The following is a 17,510-nucleotide window of genomic DNA, read 5'->3' on the forward strand; positions in this document are numbered from 1 at the left end:
GGGGACGTCTTTTTGAATGTGGATTTTTAATAAAAAAAAGCATGATGAGAAGTTATGCTTCTCATCATGCATGGGAGATGATTCAAGGGGAGAATCATCTGGAAATCATCCGCTGTCTTTTAAAATTAGATTAGGGCTCGCGCTGAATAGGATGCTCCAGCTCTGAATGGCCCATCAAGCTATCGAGGGCTTCACCGTCCACCAGGATATCGATACTTTCTACTTCATCGTATTGAAACATCGTCTGGGTCAGTGCATCCAATGCAAGCAGCTCGCCACTGGTTCCCAATTTGGCCTCATCCGGAATATGAACATCCAAAGTGACTTTGCCCTCACCGTACTGTAGGGAGAGCAATTCGACTTTTTCCCAGAGGGATACGAGCTCCGAATCGGTATTTTTTTGTAAAGCTTCAAATGTTTTTTTGTATTTCTCGGAATCGTCCTTGTATTCAATTTCCTGCTCTTTTTTCTCAAGTTCCAGTACCTGGGCATCTGCGAAATACACATCAACCGCTTTTGTGTTCATTGAGCCCAGATCCACCTCTGTTTCGGATGGCTTTGGTGACTGTCCTCCCTGAACAGCAGGTTCGGCCGATCCGGATTCACTGACTGGCTTCTGAGCACAACCAATGCCAACTATCATTAAGAAGGATAAGACGAGTGCACATCCCAATTTCGTTTTCAATGGATCACATCCTCCAGCATATTTTCATTATGTTTTATTATTTAATTTATACCCAGATATTCCTTAATTCCATCTGCTATCGCTTGCGCGGCTTTCATCTGAACGACATCGGACGACATCAGTTCTTCATCTATAACATTACTCAGGAATCCCACTTCCAAAAGTACTGCAGCCATGGTCGTATCTCTGATCACTTCCAAGTTGCCATTTTTCACACCACGGTCTTTGAGCCCCATGGCTTTAACCAAACGTTGATGAATGATATTGGCTAATTCCTTGCTGCTGCTGCGTTGATAGTAGAACGTCTCTGTACCTGTCGCCTGGGGTGAGGACTCCACATTATTGCCATGGATAGATACAAAAACATCCGCGTTTAATTGATTAGCGAGCCGAACACGCTCCGGGCGAGTGGGATAAGTATCACCGTCACGAGTCATCACCAATTCGATATCCGGCTCATTGAGAAGCAGTGCTTGTACTTTGAGAGCCAATGCCAGATTATATTCTTTCTCGGGTTTGTTGGTGATGCTGGTTGAACCTGGATCTTTACCCCCATGGCCTGGGTCGATGACAACAACCTTACGTCCTGAATCGCCTACAGGAGTTACAGGAACGGGTGTGACGTTATCTCCCGAAACATTTAGATCGATAATTAGTTTATCGGCAATGATGTTCTGGCTGTACTGTACATCCTTCACCTGATTCAATTCAACGACAATTCGAACTTGACCAGGGTCTTGTTTAAAAAGAGAATATCTAACTTCCGTTACATTGGGGTATGCGTCCACATCCAATTTACCATTCATGTTTTGATTCAAAGGTTGCGATAGATCACCAAACACTGCTCCGGGCAGATCCACGACCAGACGATCGGGATTCTTCAAAGTCGTCATCACTGGTTTGGATTCACCATCCATAGACACGACGAGCTGATTGTTGGCAAATTGGATATCGGTAACATGTGTTAGCGATGCTGGGTTACCGTTTCCTGAACCGTTGCCCGGCTCAACATTGAGCTCTTTACTGGTGGCGGTGTTGATTAAGTATACAATCTTCTCCTTGTTGTTCCATTTCACGTTGAGTCCCATTTGTTCACTGACAAATCGAATGGGTACCACCATGGTGTTATTTAAAATGAGTGGAGCTGTGTTCAGGGTAACTTGCTTGTCAGCGACCATGGCTTGCTTTTGATCAACGGTTAAAGAAATCGTCTTGTCATTTTGCTGGATCTTTACATTACGTGTATTTTGATTCCAATCCACTTTGAATTTCAAATTTTCGGCAACGACACGAATCGGAATCATAACATTCTTATTCACGATGGTCACCTGAACGTCACTTGGGAGGATTAATTCCTCGCCGTCCAAGAAGATTTTCGACGTGCTTGCAGCCGCATTTCCCTGATGAGGGAGTACAACCAGCAAGAACAGACTCAAAAACAGGAGTAAAATCGATTTTTTCATTATGCACCTCTACTATTTAGATCGTTACTGTATGGAATACTTATCCAGCTTAAACCATTCGGCAAACTCATTACGGCTGATTTTCTTAACAGGCTTCACCTTGTTACTCTCTATGCTATACCTATAAAGTATCATTTGATCAGACGGGTACTCACTGATGTAATCTAGCATTTTTCCGTTTTTTTGCCACAAAATCAGATTGGTACTAATATAATTGGTTGCCCTTGGTAGGTATACAAAGCTCTCTTTCTGAACATTGTAGATGGCTATTGAGCTTTTGGAGGGATCTCCGTAAGAGAAGGCTATCTGATCTTCGTTGGGTGCCCAGTTATAGTCGGCAATCGTTTCTATGTTTTTCTTGCCTGCTTTTTTCAATCGATCATTTAATTCCGTCACTTCACCCGTTTGAAGGTTAAGCAGCATCAGAGTGTTTCCTGAGCTACGTTCTGCGTGTATAGCAAGCCATGTATTGGAGTTAGAGGCAACAACACTTGTGATATCGAGCCAATTGTCCTCCAAGTCACTCGTTTCAATCGTATATTTCTGGCTCCCCTTGGTGACGACAATGGATTGAATTACGTTTTGTTCAAATGTGGGCATACCTTCCAACTTCACTGTAGTAGCGGTTAAAGTAATATTTCCTCCCTTCAAGATGATTTTGTTGGTACTGTTGCTCTTTTTAAAAGGTGTGACGCTTGAATAGATGGAAGGAGTTACAGAAGGCGCATTAACGGAACGTTGTGAAATTTGTTCTGGTGCAGCTGGTTTGGCACCAACAATAGATGACGATGTAGTCGTCAATCCCCCCAGTAATAGCACAGTCGAAAACCAAATAGCAGCGTTATTCATCTTGGTATCTCCTTCCGCTAGTGACAGCTTATAATCCTCAACATTTCGATTCCAAAATATACCTTCGTTATATAAACGGTAAAATTGTAAAAATGTTTCTTTTTTGATCGTTATTTATCTATTTTTATTTATAGAAGTATCTTGTGAGCATTTCATTTCGGACAAAGAGTCGCTATGGTTGGAAGAGTGTAATTAAATTTCATAAAATATTTGACTTGTGAAATTTTATATCATATACTGGGTGAAATTATGGCAGGATGACGTGTTCATCGGGTCTGGCGGGAGGTTGTGAATGGATGGATACAGGCAGCTATCCGATGTGGGAGCAATATCGCTTGAAACGGGAGCATTACATCATTGGACTGATGTCAGGCACGTCCCTCGACGGGACGGATGCGGCATTGGTGCGTATTCTGACAGATGACAGCGGGGCATTGCAAAAGATCGATCTGGTTGACTTCGTCTGCGTACCTTACTCCAATGAATTGAGAGAAGTGCTGATTCGACTATGTTCACCGGAGACGGCACGTGTGGATGAGCTGACGGCTGCACATTTTGGCGTATCGGAGTGGTATGCTCAGAGTGTCAGAGAGCTTATTCGATCCTCAGGAATCTCATCCGGGCAGGTGGATGCGATCAGCATGCACGGACAGACCGTATGGCACGCACCTGTAGCTTCGGCTTTTCCAGGGCCAGCAGGCGAGAGTCTTCCAGTGGTGTCCACGTTGCAGATTGGCGAAAGCGCCGTTGTACGTGAACGAACTGGCCTGCCAGTGATCGGCAATTTGCGGGCACGGGATATGGCGGCTGGCGGGGAGGGGGCGCCCCTTACCCCTTACGCCGATGCGTTGATGTTCCGCAGCCCGGAGGAAGGACGACTGGTGCAAAATATCGGCGGTATTGGCAACGTTACCGTGCTTCCATCAGCGTCTTCTAATGAAGGCATTTCGGCTTTTGATACGGGACCTGGCAATATGGTGATGGACGCGATCGTACGCCAGGCGACTGGTGGGCGGCAGCACTATGATCCAAATGGAAGCATCGCCGCACAGGGAAAGTTTGATCAGGATCTGGTGGATCTGTGTTTGGACGATACCTATTTCAAAAGGCTGCCTCCCAAGAGTACCGGACGTGAAGTATACGGTGCAGCATATGCAGTACGCTTGATGGAGATGGCCGCTGCGCGTTCTTTATCCCTGGAGGATACGCTGGCTACCGCCACTTGTCTGACCGCGGAGACGATCGTGCGTGCAGTGAAGGATTTTATCCTGCCCAAGGTGCACATATCGGCCATGCTCGCCTGCGGTGGTGGCACTTCCAATGCCGCGTTAATGGAGATGATCCGTCAGAGACTCCCGGAAGGTATCCGTTTGGAGCGAACAGCGGACTATGGTATACCAGATGATGCCCGTGAAGCGATCGGATTTGCCCTCCTTGGCCATGAGGCACTCATGGGCAGAACCAACACGCTCCCGGCAGTAACCGGCGCGAAACACGCCGTAATATCGGGCAACCTGACACTGTAGTGCAGCATGGCTTTTGAATGAGTTGAATAAGCAAGGGCGTTTAATCAATTAGACTCTATTGGAATTATAGGATAAAATGCTTGTACATGAAGGCAGTACGGAAAGGAGGAGCGGATGGAAGGCATGAAAGGTGGACTTGTACGTTTACGCGCATTAATGGATGACTTGACTCCGTCGGAACGGAAGATCGGTGCTTACATTCTCGATCATCCCCAAGAGACGGTTCAGTCCTCGGTGGCACAGCTGTCTGAACGGAGCGGTGGCAGCCCGGCTGCCATTATCCGTCTCTGCAAATCACTGGGTGTAACGGGTTTCCAGGAGCTGAAGCTGAAGATTGCCGGAGATTTGCAGACAGGTGAGCAATACCAATATACGGAGATTCGTCCCCAGGACTCCATGGAGAGCATTATTCAGCATGTGTCCGCAAACAATATTCAGTCGGTGAAGGATACCGTTCATATTTTGGACCCGCGTCTGGTGGAGCGGGCAGTGGATGTTCTTCATCGGGCGAACCGGATCTTTTTCTACGGGGTGGGGGCCTCCAACCTGATTGCGCTGGATGCACACTACAAGTTCATGCGAATCAATCGCACAAGCTTTTCGTTCGCCGATCCGCATATGCAGATTTCGTCCGCAACGACGCTTCGCGAAGATGATGCGGTGGTATGTATCTCGTATTCAGGGGAGACTTCGAACGTGATCTCCTGTCTGAAGCATGCTCGTGAAGGCGGCGCTGCAACGATTAGCATTACCAAGTGGGGGAGCAATACGCTCAGCAGTTTGGCGGATGTACCCCTGATGATTACTTCCACCGAAAGCGATATCCGGAGCGGAGCAACTTCGTCACGCATCGCACAGCTGAACGTGATCGACATTTTGTATCTGGCGATTGCCAGCCGCGACTACAACCAGTCGGTGGAATATTTGGAGAAGAGCCGGCAGGCTATTCTGGAGCATAAGTGAAGTAGAACCATATGAATCCCTTTCTGTTTATACAGGAGGGGATTTTTTTGACGGATTATATCCGTTTTTATAATAAAAAAATTATAAAAAGAGCCCAGACTAATGTCGGGCTCTTCTCTTTCAACCTCTAGGAATACTTCTGTACGGCTCAGGAAGGACCCACAATGGCGGCGCGGACAAATCCGTCAGCCAGATCCAGTCTTCGCTGAGCTTCCACGGCGTCCACGCCTGCCATTAGCATGACGATTGCCGTTTTTACATGACCGTCTGCACTGGAAAAAGCCTGTTCAATATCCGCTTCGTTCGCTCCGGTTGCCAGATGAATCATGCGTTTGGCCCGATGGACAAGCTTTTCGTTCGAAGGGTTCAGATCGACCATGAAATTACGGTAAACCTTGCCCAGACGAATCATGGCAGTAGTGGTGAGCATGTTCAGAATCATTTTCTGGGCGCTGCCTGCCTTCATACGTGTTGAACCCATGACAACCTCTGGGCCGACAACAGCCTCGATGCTCACATCAGCCAAAAGGGTCATCGGCGTACCTGCGTTGTTACTCAGGCTGATTACAGTAGCTCCGATCTCCTTGGCGTGTCTCATCGCACCCAGCACATACGGCGTCCGGCCACTGGCTGCAATGCCAACCACGACATCGTTTTCGTCTATTCCATGTTCATCAAGGTCTGCGGCTCCCAATTCCTCGCTATCCTCAGCACCTTCAACCGGGTCCTTCACTGCCCTGAATCCTCCTGCAATAATACCCTGCACCATGGAGGGAGGGGTTCCGTAAGTAGGAGGGCATTCCGAAGCGTCAAGTATTCCCAATCGTCCACTGGTACCTGCACCTACATAAAATAGCCTGCCGCCAGATTGAAAGGCCTTCAAAATCAGGTCCGCCGCTTGAGCAATGACCGGAATCAGGGGCTGAATGAGCTCCGCAATCCGTTGATCTTCCTTATTAATTAGCTCCATAATTTCTGCCGAAGGCAATTCATCTATATGATCCGTTAGTGGATTGGGTTGTTCCGTTAGTAGTGAGTTCAGCATGTGATTCATCCGTATGGCCTCCTTCTCTCTTTTAAAATGATTCATTCAAGGAACAGCGTCTTCTTGCCAGTTGTGCTGCACCAATCGCTGGAGCAGGGGCATCTTCACGATATACAAAGTCCAACTCTTCATAATATCCCGATAACTTCTGGATAAATGTAGTTCGGAAAAGTGCAGCGTATCGAAACAATGATCCAGACAGGACAACCTGAGTGGATGCAAATTCGGGATGACGGGCAATCAGCGCCTTGGCGGTATCCGCCAATTGTGCGGCCTCATCGATGATCAGTGCCCGGGCGGCCTCATCCCCGGATTCAGCAGCCTCTATAGCCAGACGGGCGATGGATGCGGTCTCGGTTTTGCCCCAATCCGTCTGGTACACCCGTGCCTTTAACTCCGATATATCCCGAAGGTTCAGTTTCTTTAGAAGAAGGGGGGTTAAACGGGTTGGAGGAAGAACACCGTCATAGCTCTGCATTACCACTTGGAGTGCACGCTGCCCAATACGATAGCCGCTCCCCTCATCTCCGAGCAGATGACCCCAGCCTCCTGCACGGTATCGCTCTCCTTCCAGCGTAAATCCGTACACGATGGATCCTGTTCCAGAGATGCACAATACACCGTGAGTATGTCCGAGAGAGGCCATCAGAGCAATCTCTCCTTCGGATACAACCCAGACTGGACACCCTTCTGATCCCTGTCGATTCCGACTCTTCATATAGTTATTAACTGCGTCGGCTATAAGTTGCCGTTCTTGGATCGTATCTACACCTGACATGCCGAGGCATATACCTTCACAATTTGTCGATAAATCACTTTTTAGATTAAATAGCTGTTCCAGCACTCGTTGCAGTTCGGAAAGGGCCTGTTCCAGTGGTACGCTGTGAGGATTTGTGGGACCGCCGCTGAGCCGGGCGAGAATTTCGCCAAACTCAGAAATGATTGCTGCATCAGTATTGGTACCGCCTCCATCTACGCCTACATATACTCGCAAAGTGGCTCACCTCGATTGCTTGAGTTTTCTTTTTACATAGTATAGAGGCATAAAATGAAAAAGTAAAATTAAATTTTATAATAAAAAATAATGTTGAATTTTTATTTCATAGCTCATATAATGAACTCAATCTACAATTTTGGAAGGAATTAATACTGTTAATGTTAACTAAGTTGACGTTAATATTGCATTTAAGAGATTAATCCTGCGTACGTTCAGGTCTAATCCATAAGGGAGGTGCATTTTCCTTACTGCCACGCTCAATAATCTGTTAAGTCGTTTAAGGATGGATGATTTCAAAAGGGGTAGCATGGTTAGGCAATGCAATTATCGGGAGACGACACGCGAAGGAGATGAAGGGATGAAAAAGAAGGGTCTGGTATGGGCAATGTTGTTGATGATGGTCTGGGTTACTGCCTGCGGGAATAGCGGGGGCGCTGCTTCAGATGATCCCAATGCAGAAGATACGGTGACCGTATGGACTTATCCAGTACATGGGACATATGAAGATGAACTGAAGGATCTGATCGTTGATTTCAATAAAGAACACCCGAACATTACCGTGAAGACGGAAATGCTCTCCTGGGCGGAAGGGCCCAAAAAATTTGATGTCGCTCTAAACGCGGGCAACCCGCCGGATCTTTACTTTCATAGTGTAGATGGCACATATGTGAATACGGGATTGGCACTTGAGCTGGACAACTACCTGACACCTGAGATCAAGGATGACTATCTGCCAGGTACGCTTGAATTAGGCCAGATCCAAGGGAAACAGTACGGAATGCCGTTGTATCAATTCCAATGGGCATGGGGTGGCAACAAACGCATTCTCGAGGAAGCGGGTATTGACTGGAAATCCATTCAGCAAAATGGCTGGACCTGGTCCGAATTCAACGCTGCCGCAGCCAAGCTGACCAAAACGCTGGATGGTGGGGCTAAACAATATGCACTGGTTACCGACGGAACCTCGCTTGATTTCATTGAAATGTTGTCCCGAAACAACGGCATGATTGACGTTCTCGATAAAGCTGGCACGTTCCAATGGAATGATGGCCGCATTCTGGATACTCTCTCTTTTATCAAAAATCTGATGGATCAAGGTTATATGCCGAAGGAAACGGCTGCTCTTGCTCCAGCAAAACGGACGGATATGTTCTACGCGGGTGAAACGGCGATCATCTCCAAAGCGATTCCTTATTATGATGTGATGATTCAGAACCGCAACAAGGATATTGATGACGGCAAGGTACAAGGGGAGAAAATTGATTTTGTCCTGCTGCCTGTACCGCATAATGATGATCAACCTGCGGCAACAACGATGGGTGGCGAAGGGTATGTAGCCTTCAAACAGAAGAAGGACAAAGGTGAACAGCATGCTAAAAATACGTTCCTGGTTATGGAGGCACTCAGTGGTGCCAAAGCAGGGAACTCGGCCAATGAATTGGCACTCCCATTCGTAAGACAATCCCAGGTGGATCTGTTTAAAGGAAAAGAACTTGGTCAACCGGATAATCTGGCTGCTGCAAAAGTCATGGCAGAGAATATCGCTATGCCGGTTGTACTGGAACTGGATATCGACAAAGCATCACAGCAAAAACAATTCAAGGAACAAGTTGTGAAGCCTAACATTCAGGCGCTGTTCTCGGGTGAGAAGACACCGGAGCAGATCGCAGAAGACTTCAAGAACAAAGGCCAGCAGATGTTTGGACAATAACTCGGACCATACAACATAACGCAAAACCACACTGATTAGGAGAGGAGGATTCGCCATGCAGACCGCCCTTGCGCCAAAACCGTCTGTGCCCCGGACTTCCCGGGTTGCCCGGTTTTGGCGAGACTACGGGTGGGCGTATTTGTTTATTTTGGCGCCTGTCCTGCTGTTTCTCATTTTCACACTATATCCCGTTCTGACGGCTCTCGTGATGAGCTTCCAGAAATACAACATTATGAACTCGACGTGGGTTGGATTGGATAACTACGAGCGACTGGTGAAAGATGAGACGTTCTGGAAGTCGATTAAAAATACACTCATCTTTACTGTAGGTACGGTACCGGTCAATATTCTCATTACTTTTGTACTGTCCTACTTCATCTACCAGATGAAAAGCAAGTGGCAGACGTTCTTCAAAGCAACATTGTACCTGCCTGCGGTAGCATCCGGAGTAACCATCTCCATCGTATGGCTGGCGATCTTTGACCCGACAGATTCGGGACTGCTGAACCGCTTCCTTGGCCTGTTAGGCCTTGATCCGGTGATCTGGCTGGGCCAATCGGGAACGGCACTCTTTTCACTCATTCTGATGAACTGGCTCGGATCGCACGGAGCGGGCATTATTCTGTATCTGGCAGCCATGGGCGGTATTCCGAAATCGCTGTACGAAGCGGCGGATATTGATCATGCCAGCGGCTGGACCCAGTTCAGCAAGATTACATGGCCGCTCCTCAAACCAACGACGCTGTATCTGCTCGTGACAGGTGTGATCACGTCTTTCCAGGTGTTCATTTCGGTATATCTGATGACACAGGGTGGACCGAACTTTGCGACAACAACGATCGCTTATCTGATCTATGAGACGGCATTCAAGTTCTATGAGTTCGGATTGGCTTCTGCACAGTCGTTCGTTCTGGCGATTATCATTATTGTCATCTCCGTCATCCAGTTCAAATATTTCTCCAGCGATATTGAGTATTAGAGGTAGTTCAAAACACGTACTATTAGAGCATGTTGCATTAAGCATCCGGGGGTGAATGAAATCCATGAAATCAACACAGAAAAAGACACTGCTTGTCGTTGCATCCATTCTGCTGGTGGTCTGGGCACTGGTGACGGTCATTCCGATGTACTGGATGCTAGTCGGTTCGGTGCAGGATAGTGCGATGTCGGCTTCCTTCAAACCGCAGATGATCCCGGAGCAGCTGTCGTTATCACCATATGAGCGCTTTTTTGCCAAAACTGATGCCTGGCGCTGGCTGTACAACTCGCTGCTCATCTCGGTCATTCTAACCGTGACGAATGTGTTCTTCGCCTCCCTGGCGGGATATGCGTTCGCCAAACTGAAATTCCCGGGAAGTCAGGCGGTATTCTGGACCTTGCTGGGCACGATGATGATTCCGGCACAGGTGACCCTGATTCCCTTGTATATTCTGATGGTCAACGTGTTTGACCTGGGGGATACGTATACGGCCATTATTCTGCCTGCTGCGGTCAGTGTGGGCAACATTTTCTTGATGAAACAGTTCATGTCAACGCTGCCCACATCACTGATTCATGCGGCACGTATTGATGCATGCAGTGAGTTCGGCATCTTCTGGAAAGTGATTCTGCCGATGGCGAAGCCAGGGATCGCGGTGCTGGCGATTTTCACGTTTGTAGCTTCGTGGAATGAATTCTTCTGGCCATTCCTGATCACTAACTCCAACGAGATGCGCACCGTTCAGGTGGGGCTGGCTTCGTTCGTATTTGCCGAATCAACGGATTTCGGCGCAATGATGGCAGGGGCAACAATTGGTGCGCTGCCGATGATCATTCTGTTTTTCTCACTGCAACGTTATTTCCTACAGGGCATTACGATCGGTGCAGTAAAAGGTTAAGGTGAACTGTTAGTTCAGGACAAGCGACAACGTAAAGGGGGATCTACCTATGGCACGCGTGGAGTTTCGCCAAGTGCGCAAAGAATTCAAAGACGATCATAAAGGAACGTTCACGGCTGTGGCCGGCTCGGACTTTGTTATAGAGGATAAGGAATTCGTGGTTTTTGTGGGTCCTTCGGGCTGTGGCAAGACGACATCACTGCGGATGATTGCGGGACTGGAAAAACAGACGAGTGGCGATATTGTCATCGGGGAACGGGTCGTGAACGACCTGCATCCGAAGGATCGCGATATCGCGATGGTATTTCAGGATTATGCACTTTATCCGCATATGACGATACGTGAAAATCTGTCCTTTGGTCTGAAAAATCTCAAGAAACCAAAATCCTATATTGATGAACAGGTACAGAATGCGGCCGCCATTCTGGGGCTGGAGGCGATGCTGGAGCGCAAACCGCGCGAGCTGTCCGGTGGTCAGCGCCAGCGTGTGGCGGTAGGACGTGCGATCGTCCGTGATCCGCAGGTGTTTCTGTTCGATGAGCCGCTCTCCAATCTGGATGCGAAGCTGCGGGTGCAGATGCGGGTGGAATTGGGCGAACTGCATAAGCGGCTCGGCGCCACAATTGTATACGTCACGCATGATCAGGTGGAGGCCATGACACTTGGGGAGCGAATCGTGGTCATGAATCATGGAGATATCCAGCAGGTGGCTTCACCGAAAGAATTGTATGCGAGTCCACGTAATATGTTTGTTGCCGGATTTATCGGTTCCCCGGCGATGAATTTCATTGATGCCCGGATTGAAGGCACGCAGGTTGTTGTGGACGGTGCATCATTCACCTTGCCAGAAGATGTACTCGCTCGTCTTCAGAGCTATCAAGGCAAACCGGTGATTATGGGTCTGCGTCCAGAGCATATTTTTGGTGACGATGTCGCTCCGAATATCCCGACAGATCATATGCTGCAGGCGCGGGTTCAGGTTGTAGAGCATCTGGGCTCCGAGAATCTGGTGTATTTCCATTCGGGTGCCCGTACCGTTACGGCCAAGGTTCACCCGGAAACACATGCTTATGTAGGAATGGACAAGAATTTTGTACTGGACCTGCGTAAGGCGCACTTTTTTGACCCAGAGACGGAACTGGCGATTGGACGGGAATAAGAAACGAGCTGCAAGAAAGGGAGTGTGGGGATGCGTAAGCTGAGTGAAGTGTTGGTCAAGTCGGGGGCGGAAATCTATCGGGATATTATTCCGGTGGCCCTGTACAGTGTTGTCAGCTCCATCGTGCTGGTACCCATTCTGATGTTTGCTCCGCTGCCAATCGCGGTGCTGCTTTTGGCCGTGATTTATATGCCAATCCTGTTCGGTGTCAGTTATGCCGTGCATCACAGGCTGGAACGCAAGGAACGCCGCAATGGTCTTAAGGATATCTGGAACGGTACGATGAAGGGATTCATCCCGGGAGGGGCAGTAGGTGTGCTTTTCGCCGTGCTTGGCTTTATTCTCTGGTCAACCTGGTGGTATTACGGCGGACAGGGCGGGATTACAGGCACAGCGGTGAGCATGTTCCAAACGTTCTTCGTCCTCATGGCGCTGATGTCGCAATTCTATACCTGGCAGCTTGTTTTGCAAAAAAACATGGGCATCATTCAGGCGATGGGGGAAAGTGTGAAGCTATTCTTCCGTCATCCGGGGTACACGATGGGAGCCTGTTTTCAGGCGCTGTGTCTGACGGCTTTGCTAATGCTGACGGTTGTTGGCTTCGGAGCGCTGTTCGCGGGCATGTTTGCCATCTATCAGCATAAGGTCGCCCTTAATGTGCTTGAACCTGAAGAGGAACCTGTCACATCTGGCGGCAATGACCACCAACATACGGGGTGGATAAGCCAGGGGAATGTGTGATGGGTGTAAGAACTGGAGTTGATCTTCTGTCGGGAGGATTCTCCCACCCATGGTTAACGGATACGCGTATTGGCCTGATGACGAACCCCACTGGTATTACGGCCGACTTTGTCTCTACGGTGGATGTTTGTGCCGGGTTGACAGATGCCAAGCTTACAGCGCTTTATGCGTGTGAGCACGGTCTGGATGGTGAGCTTCAAGCTGGTATTCGATTCGGGGATACGGTGCACCCATGTCTGGGCATCCCTGTGTTCAGCCTTTATGGGGAACACAAGAAGCCTACGCCTGCGATGCTGGCTGAGGTGGATACGGTGCTGTTTGATATCCAGGATGTGGGCGTTCGTTATTACACGTATGCATCCACTCTGTTCCACATGATGGAGGCCTGTGCCGAAGCAGGCAAACGCTTGTTGGTGCTGGACCGTCCCAATCCGCTGGGCGGGGATAGTGTGGAAGGCGGCCTGCTAAGCGCGGGGTATGAATCACTCGTTGGCGCTTGGCGTGTTCCTGTCCGCACCGGACTGACGGTCGGTGAATTGGCTCTGTTGGTCAACAGTGAGATGGAGGTGCCCTGCGAACTGGATGTGATAGCAATGGAAGGATGGCGGCGCTCCATGGAGTTTACGAATTGTGAGCTTCCTTGGATGCTGCCCTCTCCCAATATGCCCACGCTGGACAGTGTGCGGGTGTATGCGGGTACTTGCCTGTTCGAAGGCACCAATGTATCAGAGGGCAGGGGCACGACTCGCCCATTTGAGTGGATTGGAGCCCCCTGGATTGAGGGTGAACGACTGGCGGAACGCTTTCGGGAACATAAAATGGAGGGGGTGCATGTGCATCCGGTGTACATGTCGCCAAGCTTCTCCAAACATGCAGGTGAGCTGTGCGGAGGTGTGAGGATTTTCGTGACAGATAGCAGGGCATTCCGGGCGGTAGATACAGGTCTGGTGCTTTTGCATGAACTGGCATCGCTCTATCCGGAGCAATTTCGCTGGTTGGAGCCGCCACAGCCGGGTTCCCGTTATTTTATTGATCTGTTGACCGGAGGCAGGAAAGTCAGGGATGTCATTCATGACCGTGAAGAGTTAGTACGCTTGATGGAAGCATGGAATGCAGAGGCAAAGGAATGGAAGGAACGGCGTAAGCCGTTTTTGCTATACCCATAAAGTATGGAATTCATCAATAGAATGTCGCGTAATGTACGGATGATGTTTGTCATGGGGAGGAGGCATGGAATGAGTGAGCCAAAAGAGATATACCCGGTGAAGCTGAAACAGATGACCCTGCGTGAGAAAATTGGACAAATGCTGCTTTGTGGATTTCATGGCACTGAGGCTGCCGGTGATGTGGATGCTTTTCTGCGAAAGTATCCCATTGGCGGCGTAATCTATTTTGCGCGCAACGTCGAGTCGCCGGAGCAGGTAGAGCGGTTATCGTCGGGGCTGCAACGGATTGCTGTCGATAGCGGTAATGTACCGCTTTGGATATCCATTGATCAGGAGGGCGGTATGGTTGCCCGGATTACCGAAGGGATCACCCTGATGCCGGGACAGATGGCGATTGCGGCAGCAGGTTCCATCGAGGATGCATACCAGGCAGCCTATATCAGTGGGGTGGAGCTTAGATCGATGGGAATTAACATGAACTTTGCTCCGGTTCTTGATGTAAATAATAACGCCGCCAATCCGGTAATTGGTGTGCGTTCATTTGGGGAATCACCGCAGTCCGTGGCAGCGTATGGGGCCAGGAGCATTGCGGGAGTCCAAGATGCTGGCATTTCAGCGACAGCCAAACATTTCCCGGGACACGGGGATACGGATACCGATTCGCACCTGGATCTCCCGGTCATCACCCATGATCGGGAACGGGTAGACCGTGTGGAGCTGATTCCGTTCCGGGCTGCCATAGCGGCAGGTGTTGATGCGATGATGTCGGCACATATTTATTTTCCGGCTCTGGAACCGGAGCGTCTGCCTGTGACACTATCGCGAGCCGTGTTAAGTGGATTGCTTCGTCAGGAACTGGGATATGACGGCATGATTGTAACCGATTGTATGGAGATGGACGCAATTGCTGCCAACTATGGTACTGTCGATGCAGCTGTGATGGCGGTAGAGGCCGGCGCAGATCTGGTGTTGATCAGCCACACAGCTCATCTTCAGGCAGGGGCGTTTGAAGCGCTGCTGGCAGCCGTGCAGAGCGGGCGAATCAGCGAGGCCCGCATAGACGAATCTGTAACCCGGTTGCTGAAGTACAAGGCCAAACGAGGCCTGATGGAGAAGGGAACGGGCACAGGCACAGGTAATGATGAAGTACACGATTCTGTGTCGACTTCACTCTCCGCTGAGGTATTAACCGATTCAGCTTCATCGAAGCTCCAAGAGCGCAACCAACCGTTACACCAAGAGGTGGCTCGACGAATCAGTGAGAACAGCATCACGCTGGTGCGTGACCAACTGAACATGCTGCCTTTGAAGCCGGAACGTACACTGGTCATAACGGTTGCTACATCTGTGACAACGATTGCCGACGAACAGCTGACTCAGGCGGTTACTCTAGGTTCGGCTTTGTCGCACTGCGGTCTGGATGTGTTCGAAGTAACAGTCACGCCAGAGGAGGTTGCCATTCGTTCTGCCCGTCTGCTTCAAGCTGCCGAAGAGGATGACGTTCGCCAGATTGTGGTGGGGACGTATAATGCAGGCAGTGCCTCTGGTGATCCGCAGTGCAGGTTGATCGGCTGGCTGCAGCAATTGGGCAAACCGCTCGCTGTTGTGGCGCTCCGCAGTCCCTATGATCTGCTTGCAATCCCGGAGGTTCAGGTGTATGTGGCAGCTTACGAGAGTAGGCCGCTTGCCATGGATAGCGCCGCTCGGGCGCTGATGGGGCATATTCCTTTTGCCGGGAAACTTCCTGTATCCATTAAGTAGACAGGCGTTAAATGACGAACGAAGCGAAAGTTTGATTCGGAATATGAAGACCAATATAGCAGAAGGGACGATCCTATAATGGACCGTCCCTTCTGCTATATCTAATGGATAATTGCAAAATTATTGCAGATTCAGTGCCTGAGCTGTCTTAGCCTCGACTTTATCCATAAGCGAAGTCATATCCATGCCCGCATGATTGCCGAGCAGAATAATGGTAACATCATCTGTTAAATTGCGTGAGAACGCTGTGGCAAAACCACCGCCGCTACCGTTATGGAACACGGTACGATTCTGATCGCTTTCCTTAAGAATCCAGGCGTAGCCATAATTTTTATCCGAATACGGCTCATACATCTGTTCAATCGTATCCTGGCTTAGAATTTTGTCCGTGTACAGTGCCCGATCCCACTTCAGCAAATCATCCACCGTGGAGTAGATCGTCCCTGAACCTGATTGTGAAACATAATAAGGGGCAGGTACCCACTGCTTATTCTCCGAAACAAACCCGCTGGTCGTATGGACCTTGCGTGAAGCTTCTCCGGAGTTCTTCATGCCGAGTGGCTTCAGAATGGTTTGTTCTACATAATCGGCATAACTCATGCCAGATACCTGTTCAATAACATAGGCCAGCAGAACATAACCACTGTTACTGTATAAATAGGCACTACCCGGTTCGAATTTTAATGTTTTGTGCCGGATTTCCTCTACCGTTTCTTCCAATGAAGTGCCTTCACCCCGGCCAAAGGCGGATGGAATACCTGAAGTTTGGGATAACAGCATATGGAGCGTGATCTGATCTCCCTTTGGTATACCGGAGATGTACTTGGATATTGGATCTTGCACATCGAGCTTCCCTTTTTCCACCAAGCTGAGAATGGAGGCTGCGGTGAAGGATTTGCTCAGAGAGGCAATTCTGGTCTTCTGATCTGGACGATTCAGCGTCTGTTCATCCGCTAGTCCGTAGCCTTGGCGAAGCAGCACTTCGCCATTGCGGGCAATCAGAGCCATGCCTGGAAAATCAATTTCGCGCAAATAGCTGTCTACACTAGCGACTTGACTATTTAATAGGCTCACTTTGTCCGTCTGGATATTAACACTCATCTGCCCTGAGGCTGTACGTTGCACTTTAATATCTGCCTTGAGAGCATTGGCAAGCGCGCGGACAGGTAACATCAGGGTGCCGTTAATGGTGCGGGATTGCACACCGGAGGACAGGCGAACGTGATTAACTTGAATGAAGTCACTGCCAGCTTGGTGAAAGAGCTTGTCTCGACCAACGGTAATCGTAGCCGTTTTGGTACGAGCTTCCCACTTCAAGGTGCCATTTACAGAGGTAACCACATCTCGCAATGGAACATACGTTGTACCTTTGTATACAAGGGGTGCATTTTTCCACGATTGCTCTTGACCATTCACTTCAATGTGAACTGTTTGCGTCTCTTGTGCCGCGGATGCCGTGAAACTGGCTTGTCCCATAATAGGGCCTGCACAAAGGATGAGGGCTAACAGAATACGTAACATGGATGAATATAATCTGGTAACAGGTTGTTGCACATGTGACTTGCGT

15 protein-coding genes are annotated in these 17,510 nt (G+C 49.2%); 9 read left to right on the forward strand and 6 right to left on the reverse strand.

The features are described 5' to 3' along the window. Positions 1 to 130 precede the first annotated feature (130 nt). Genes PTQ21_RS06980 through PTQ21_RS06990 form a run of 3 tightly spaced genes read right to left on the reverse strand, consistent with a single transcriptional unit; the run spans position 131 to position 2,997 of the window. Positions 131 to 685, reverse strand: a complete 555-nt coding sequence (locus tag PTQ21_RS06980) for a GerMN domain-containing protein (protein ID WP_274569262.1) — start codon at positions 683 to 685, stop codon at positions 131 to 133. A 41-nt stretch (positions 686 to 726) separates the two neighbouring features. Beyond that, positions 727 to 2,148 carry an N-acetylmuramoyl-L-alanine amidase family protein gene (locus PTQ21_RS06985; RefSeq protein ID WP_274569263.1) on the reverse strand — a complete coding sequence of 474 codons (1,422 nt, stop codon included), beginning with the start codon at positions 2,146 to 2,148 and terminating at the stop codon, positions 727 to 729. Positions 2,149 to 2,172: 24 nt separating this feature from the next. Further along, a complete protein-coding gene (locus PTQ21_RS06990) occupies positions 2,173 to 2,997 on the reverse strand; it encodes a TolB-like translocation protein (protein ID WP_274569265.1) in 825 nt (274 codons plus the stop codon). A 296-nt stretch (positions 2,998 to 3,293) separates the two neighbouring features. Between PTQ21_RS06990 and PTQ21_RS06995 the strand changes: the two genes are divergently transcribed. Together PTQ21_RS06995 and PTQ21_RS07000 are read left to right on the forward strand one after the other, a co-directional pair. Then, positions 3,294 to 4,523: an anhydro-N-acetylmuramic acid kinase gene (locus tag PTQ21_RS06995; protein WP_274569266.1), complete on the forward strand. Its 1,230-nt coding sequence runs from the start codon at positions 3,294 to 3,296 to the stop codon at positions 4,521 to 4,523. A 123-nt stretch (positions 4,524 to 4,646) separates the two neighbouring features. Continuing rightward, the gene (locus PTQ21_RS07000; RefSeq protein ID WP_072735023.1) at positions 4,647 to 5,486 is read left to right on the forward strand and encodes a MurR/RpiR family transcriptional regulator; all 840 of its coding nucleotides are present in this window, start codon (positions 4,647 to 4,649) and stop codon (positions 5,484 to 5,486) included. A gap of 148 nt (positions 5,487 to 5,634) precedes the next feature. Here the strand turns inward: PTQ21_RS07000 and murQ are convergent, their stop codons facing one another. Beyond that, positions 5,635 to 6,540 carry an N-acetylmuramic acid 6-phosphate etherase gene (murQ, locus tag PTQ21_RS07005; protein ID WP_274569267.1) on the reverse strand — a complete coding sequence of 302 codons (906 nt, stop codon included), beginning with the start codon at positions 6,538 to 6,540 and terminating at the stop codon, positions 5,635 to 5,637. 22 nt (positions 6,541 to 6,562) lie between these two features. Beyond that, on the reverse strand, positions 6,563 to 7,525 hold the full coding sequence (locus PTQ21_RS07010) for an N-acetylglucosamine kinase (protein WP_274569268.1): 963 nt from the start codon (positions 7,523 to 7,525) through the stop codon (positions 6,563 to 6,565). 361 nt (positions 7,526 to 7,886) lie between these two features. Here PTQ21_RS07010 and PTQ21_RS07015 point away from each other — a divergent pair, with 361 nt between their 5' ends. The 7 genes from PTQ21_RS07015 (at position 7,887) to nagZ (ending at position 15,943) form a co-directional block, all read left to right on the forward strand. After that, entirely contained in the window at positions 7,887 to 9,239 is a 1,353-nt protein-coding gene (locus PTQ21_RS07015; protein ID WP_072734989.1) for an ABC transporter substrate-binding protein, read from the forward strand. A gap of 55 nt (positions 9,240 to 9,294) precedes the next feature. Next, positions 9,295 to 10,218, forward strand: a complete 924-nt coding sequence (locus PTQ21_RS07020; RefSeq protein ID WP_063568019.1) for a carbohydrate ABC transporter permease — start codon at positions 9,295 to 9,297, stop codon at positions 10,216 to 10,218. Positions 10,219 to 10,282: 64 nt separating this feature from the next. Continuing rightward, entirely contained in the window at positions 10,283 to 11,116 is an 834-nt protein-coding gene (locus PTQ21_RS07025) for a carbohydrate ABC transporter permease (protein WP_062322342.1), read from the forward strand. A gap of 49 nt (positions 11,117 to 11,165) precedes the next feature. Further along, positions 11,166 to 12,275 (forward strand): ABC transporter ATP-binding protein, encoded by a 1,110-nt coding sequence (locus PTQ21_RS07030; RefSeq protein WP_072734987.1) that lies wholly within the window; start codon positions 11,166 to 11,168, stop codon positions 12,273 to 12,275. Positions 12,276 to 12,305: 30 nt separating this feature from the next. Next, the gene (locus PTQ21_RS07035) at positions 12,306 to 13,016 is read left to right on the forward strand and encodes a hypothetical protein (RefSeq protein WP_064642815.1); all 711 of its coding nucleotides are present in this window, start codon (positions 12,306 to 12,308) and stop codon (positions 13,014 to 13,016) included. After that, positions 13,016 to 14,182 carry an exo-beta-N-acetylmuramidase NamZ family protein gene (locus PTQ21_RS07040; RefSeq protein ID WP_274569274.1) on the forward strand — a complete coding sequence of 389 codons (1,167 nt, stop codon included), beginning with the start codon at positions 13,016 to 13,018 and terminating at the stop codon, positions 14,180 to 14,182. The genes PTQ21_RS07035 and PTQ21_RS07040 overlap by 1 nt, the downstream gene beginning before the upstream one ends. Positions 14,183 to 14,251: 69 nt before the next feature. Further along, the gene (gene nagZ / locus PTQ21_RS07045; protein ID WP_274569275.1) at positions 14,252 to 15,943 is read left to right on the forward strand and encodes a beta-N-acetylhexosaminidase; all 1,692 of its coding nucleotides are present in this window, start codon (positions 14,252 to 14,254) and stop codon (positions 15,941 to 15,943) included. Positions 15,944 to 16,063: 120 nt separating this feature from the next. Here nagZ and PTQ21_RS07050 read toward each other — a convergent pair whose 3' ends face one another. After that, positions 16,064 to 17,419, reverse strand: a complete 1,356-nt coding sequence (locus PTQ21_RS07050; protein ID WP_274569276.1) for a serine hydrolase domain-containing protein — start codon at positions 17,417 to 17,419, stop codon at positions 16,064 to 16,066. Positions 17,420 to 17,510: the final 91 nt, after the last annotated feature.

Source organism: Paenibacillus marchantiae (assembly GCF_028771845.1).
Taxonomy (GTDB): domain Bacteria; phylum Bacillota; class Bacilli; order Paenibacillales; family Paenibacillaceae; genus Paenibacillus; species Paenibacillus marchantiae.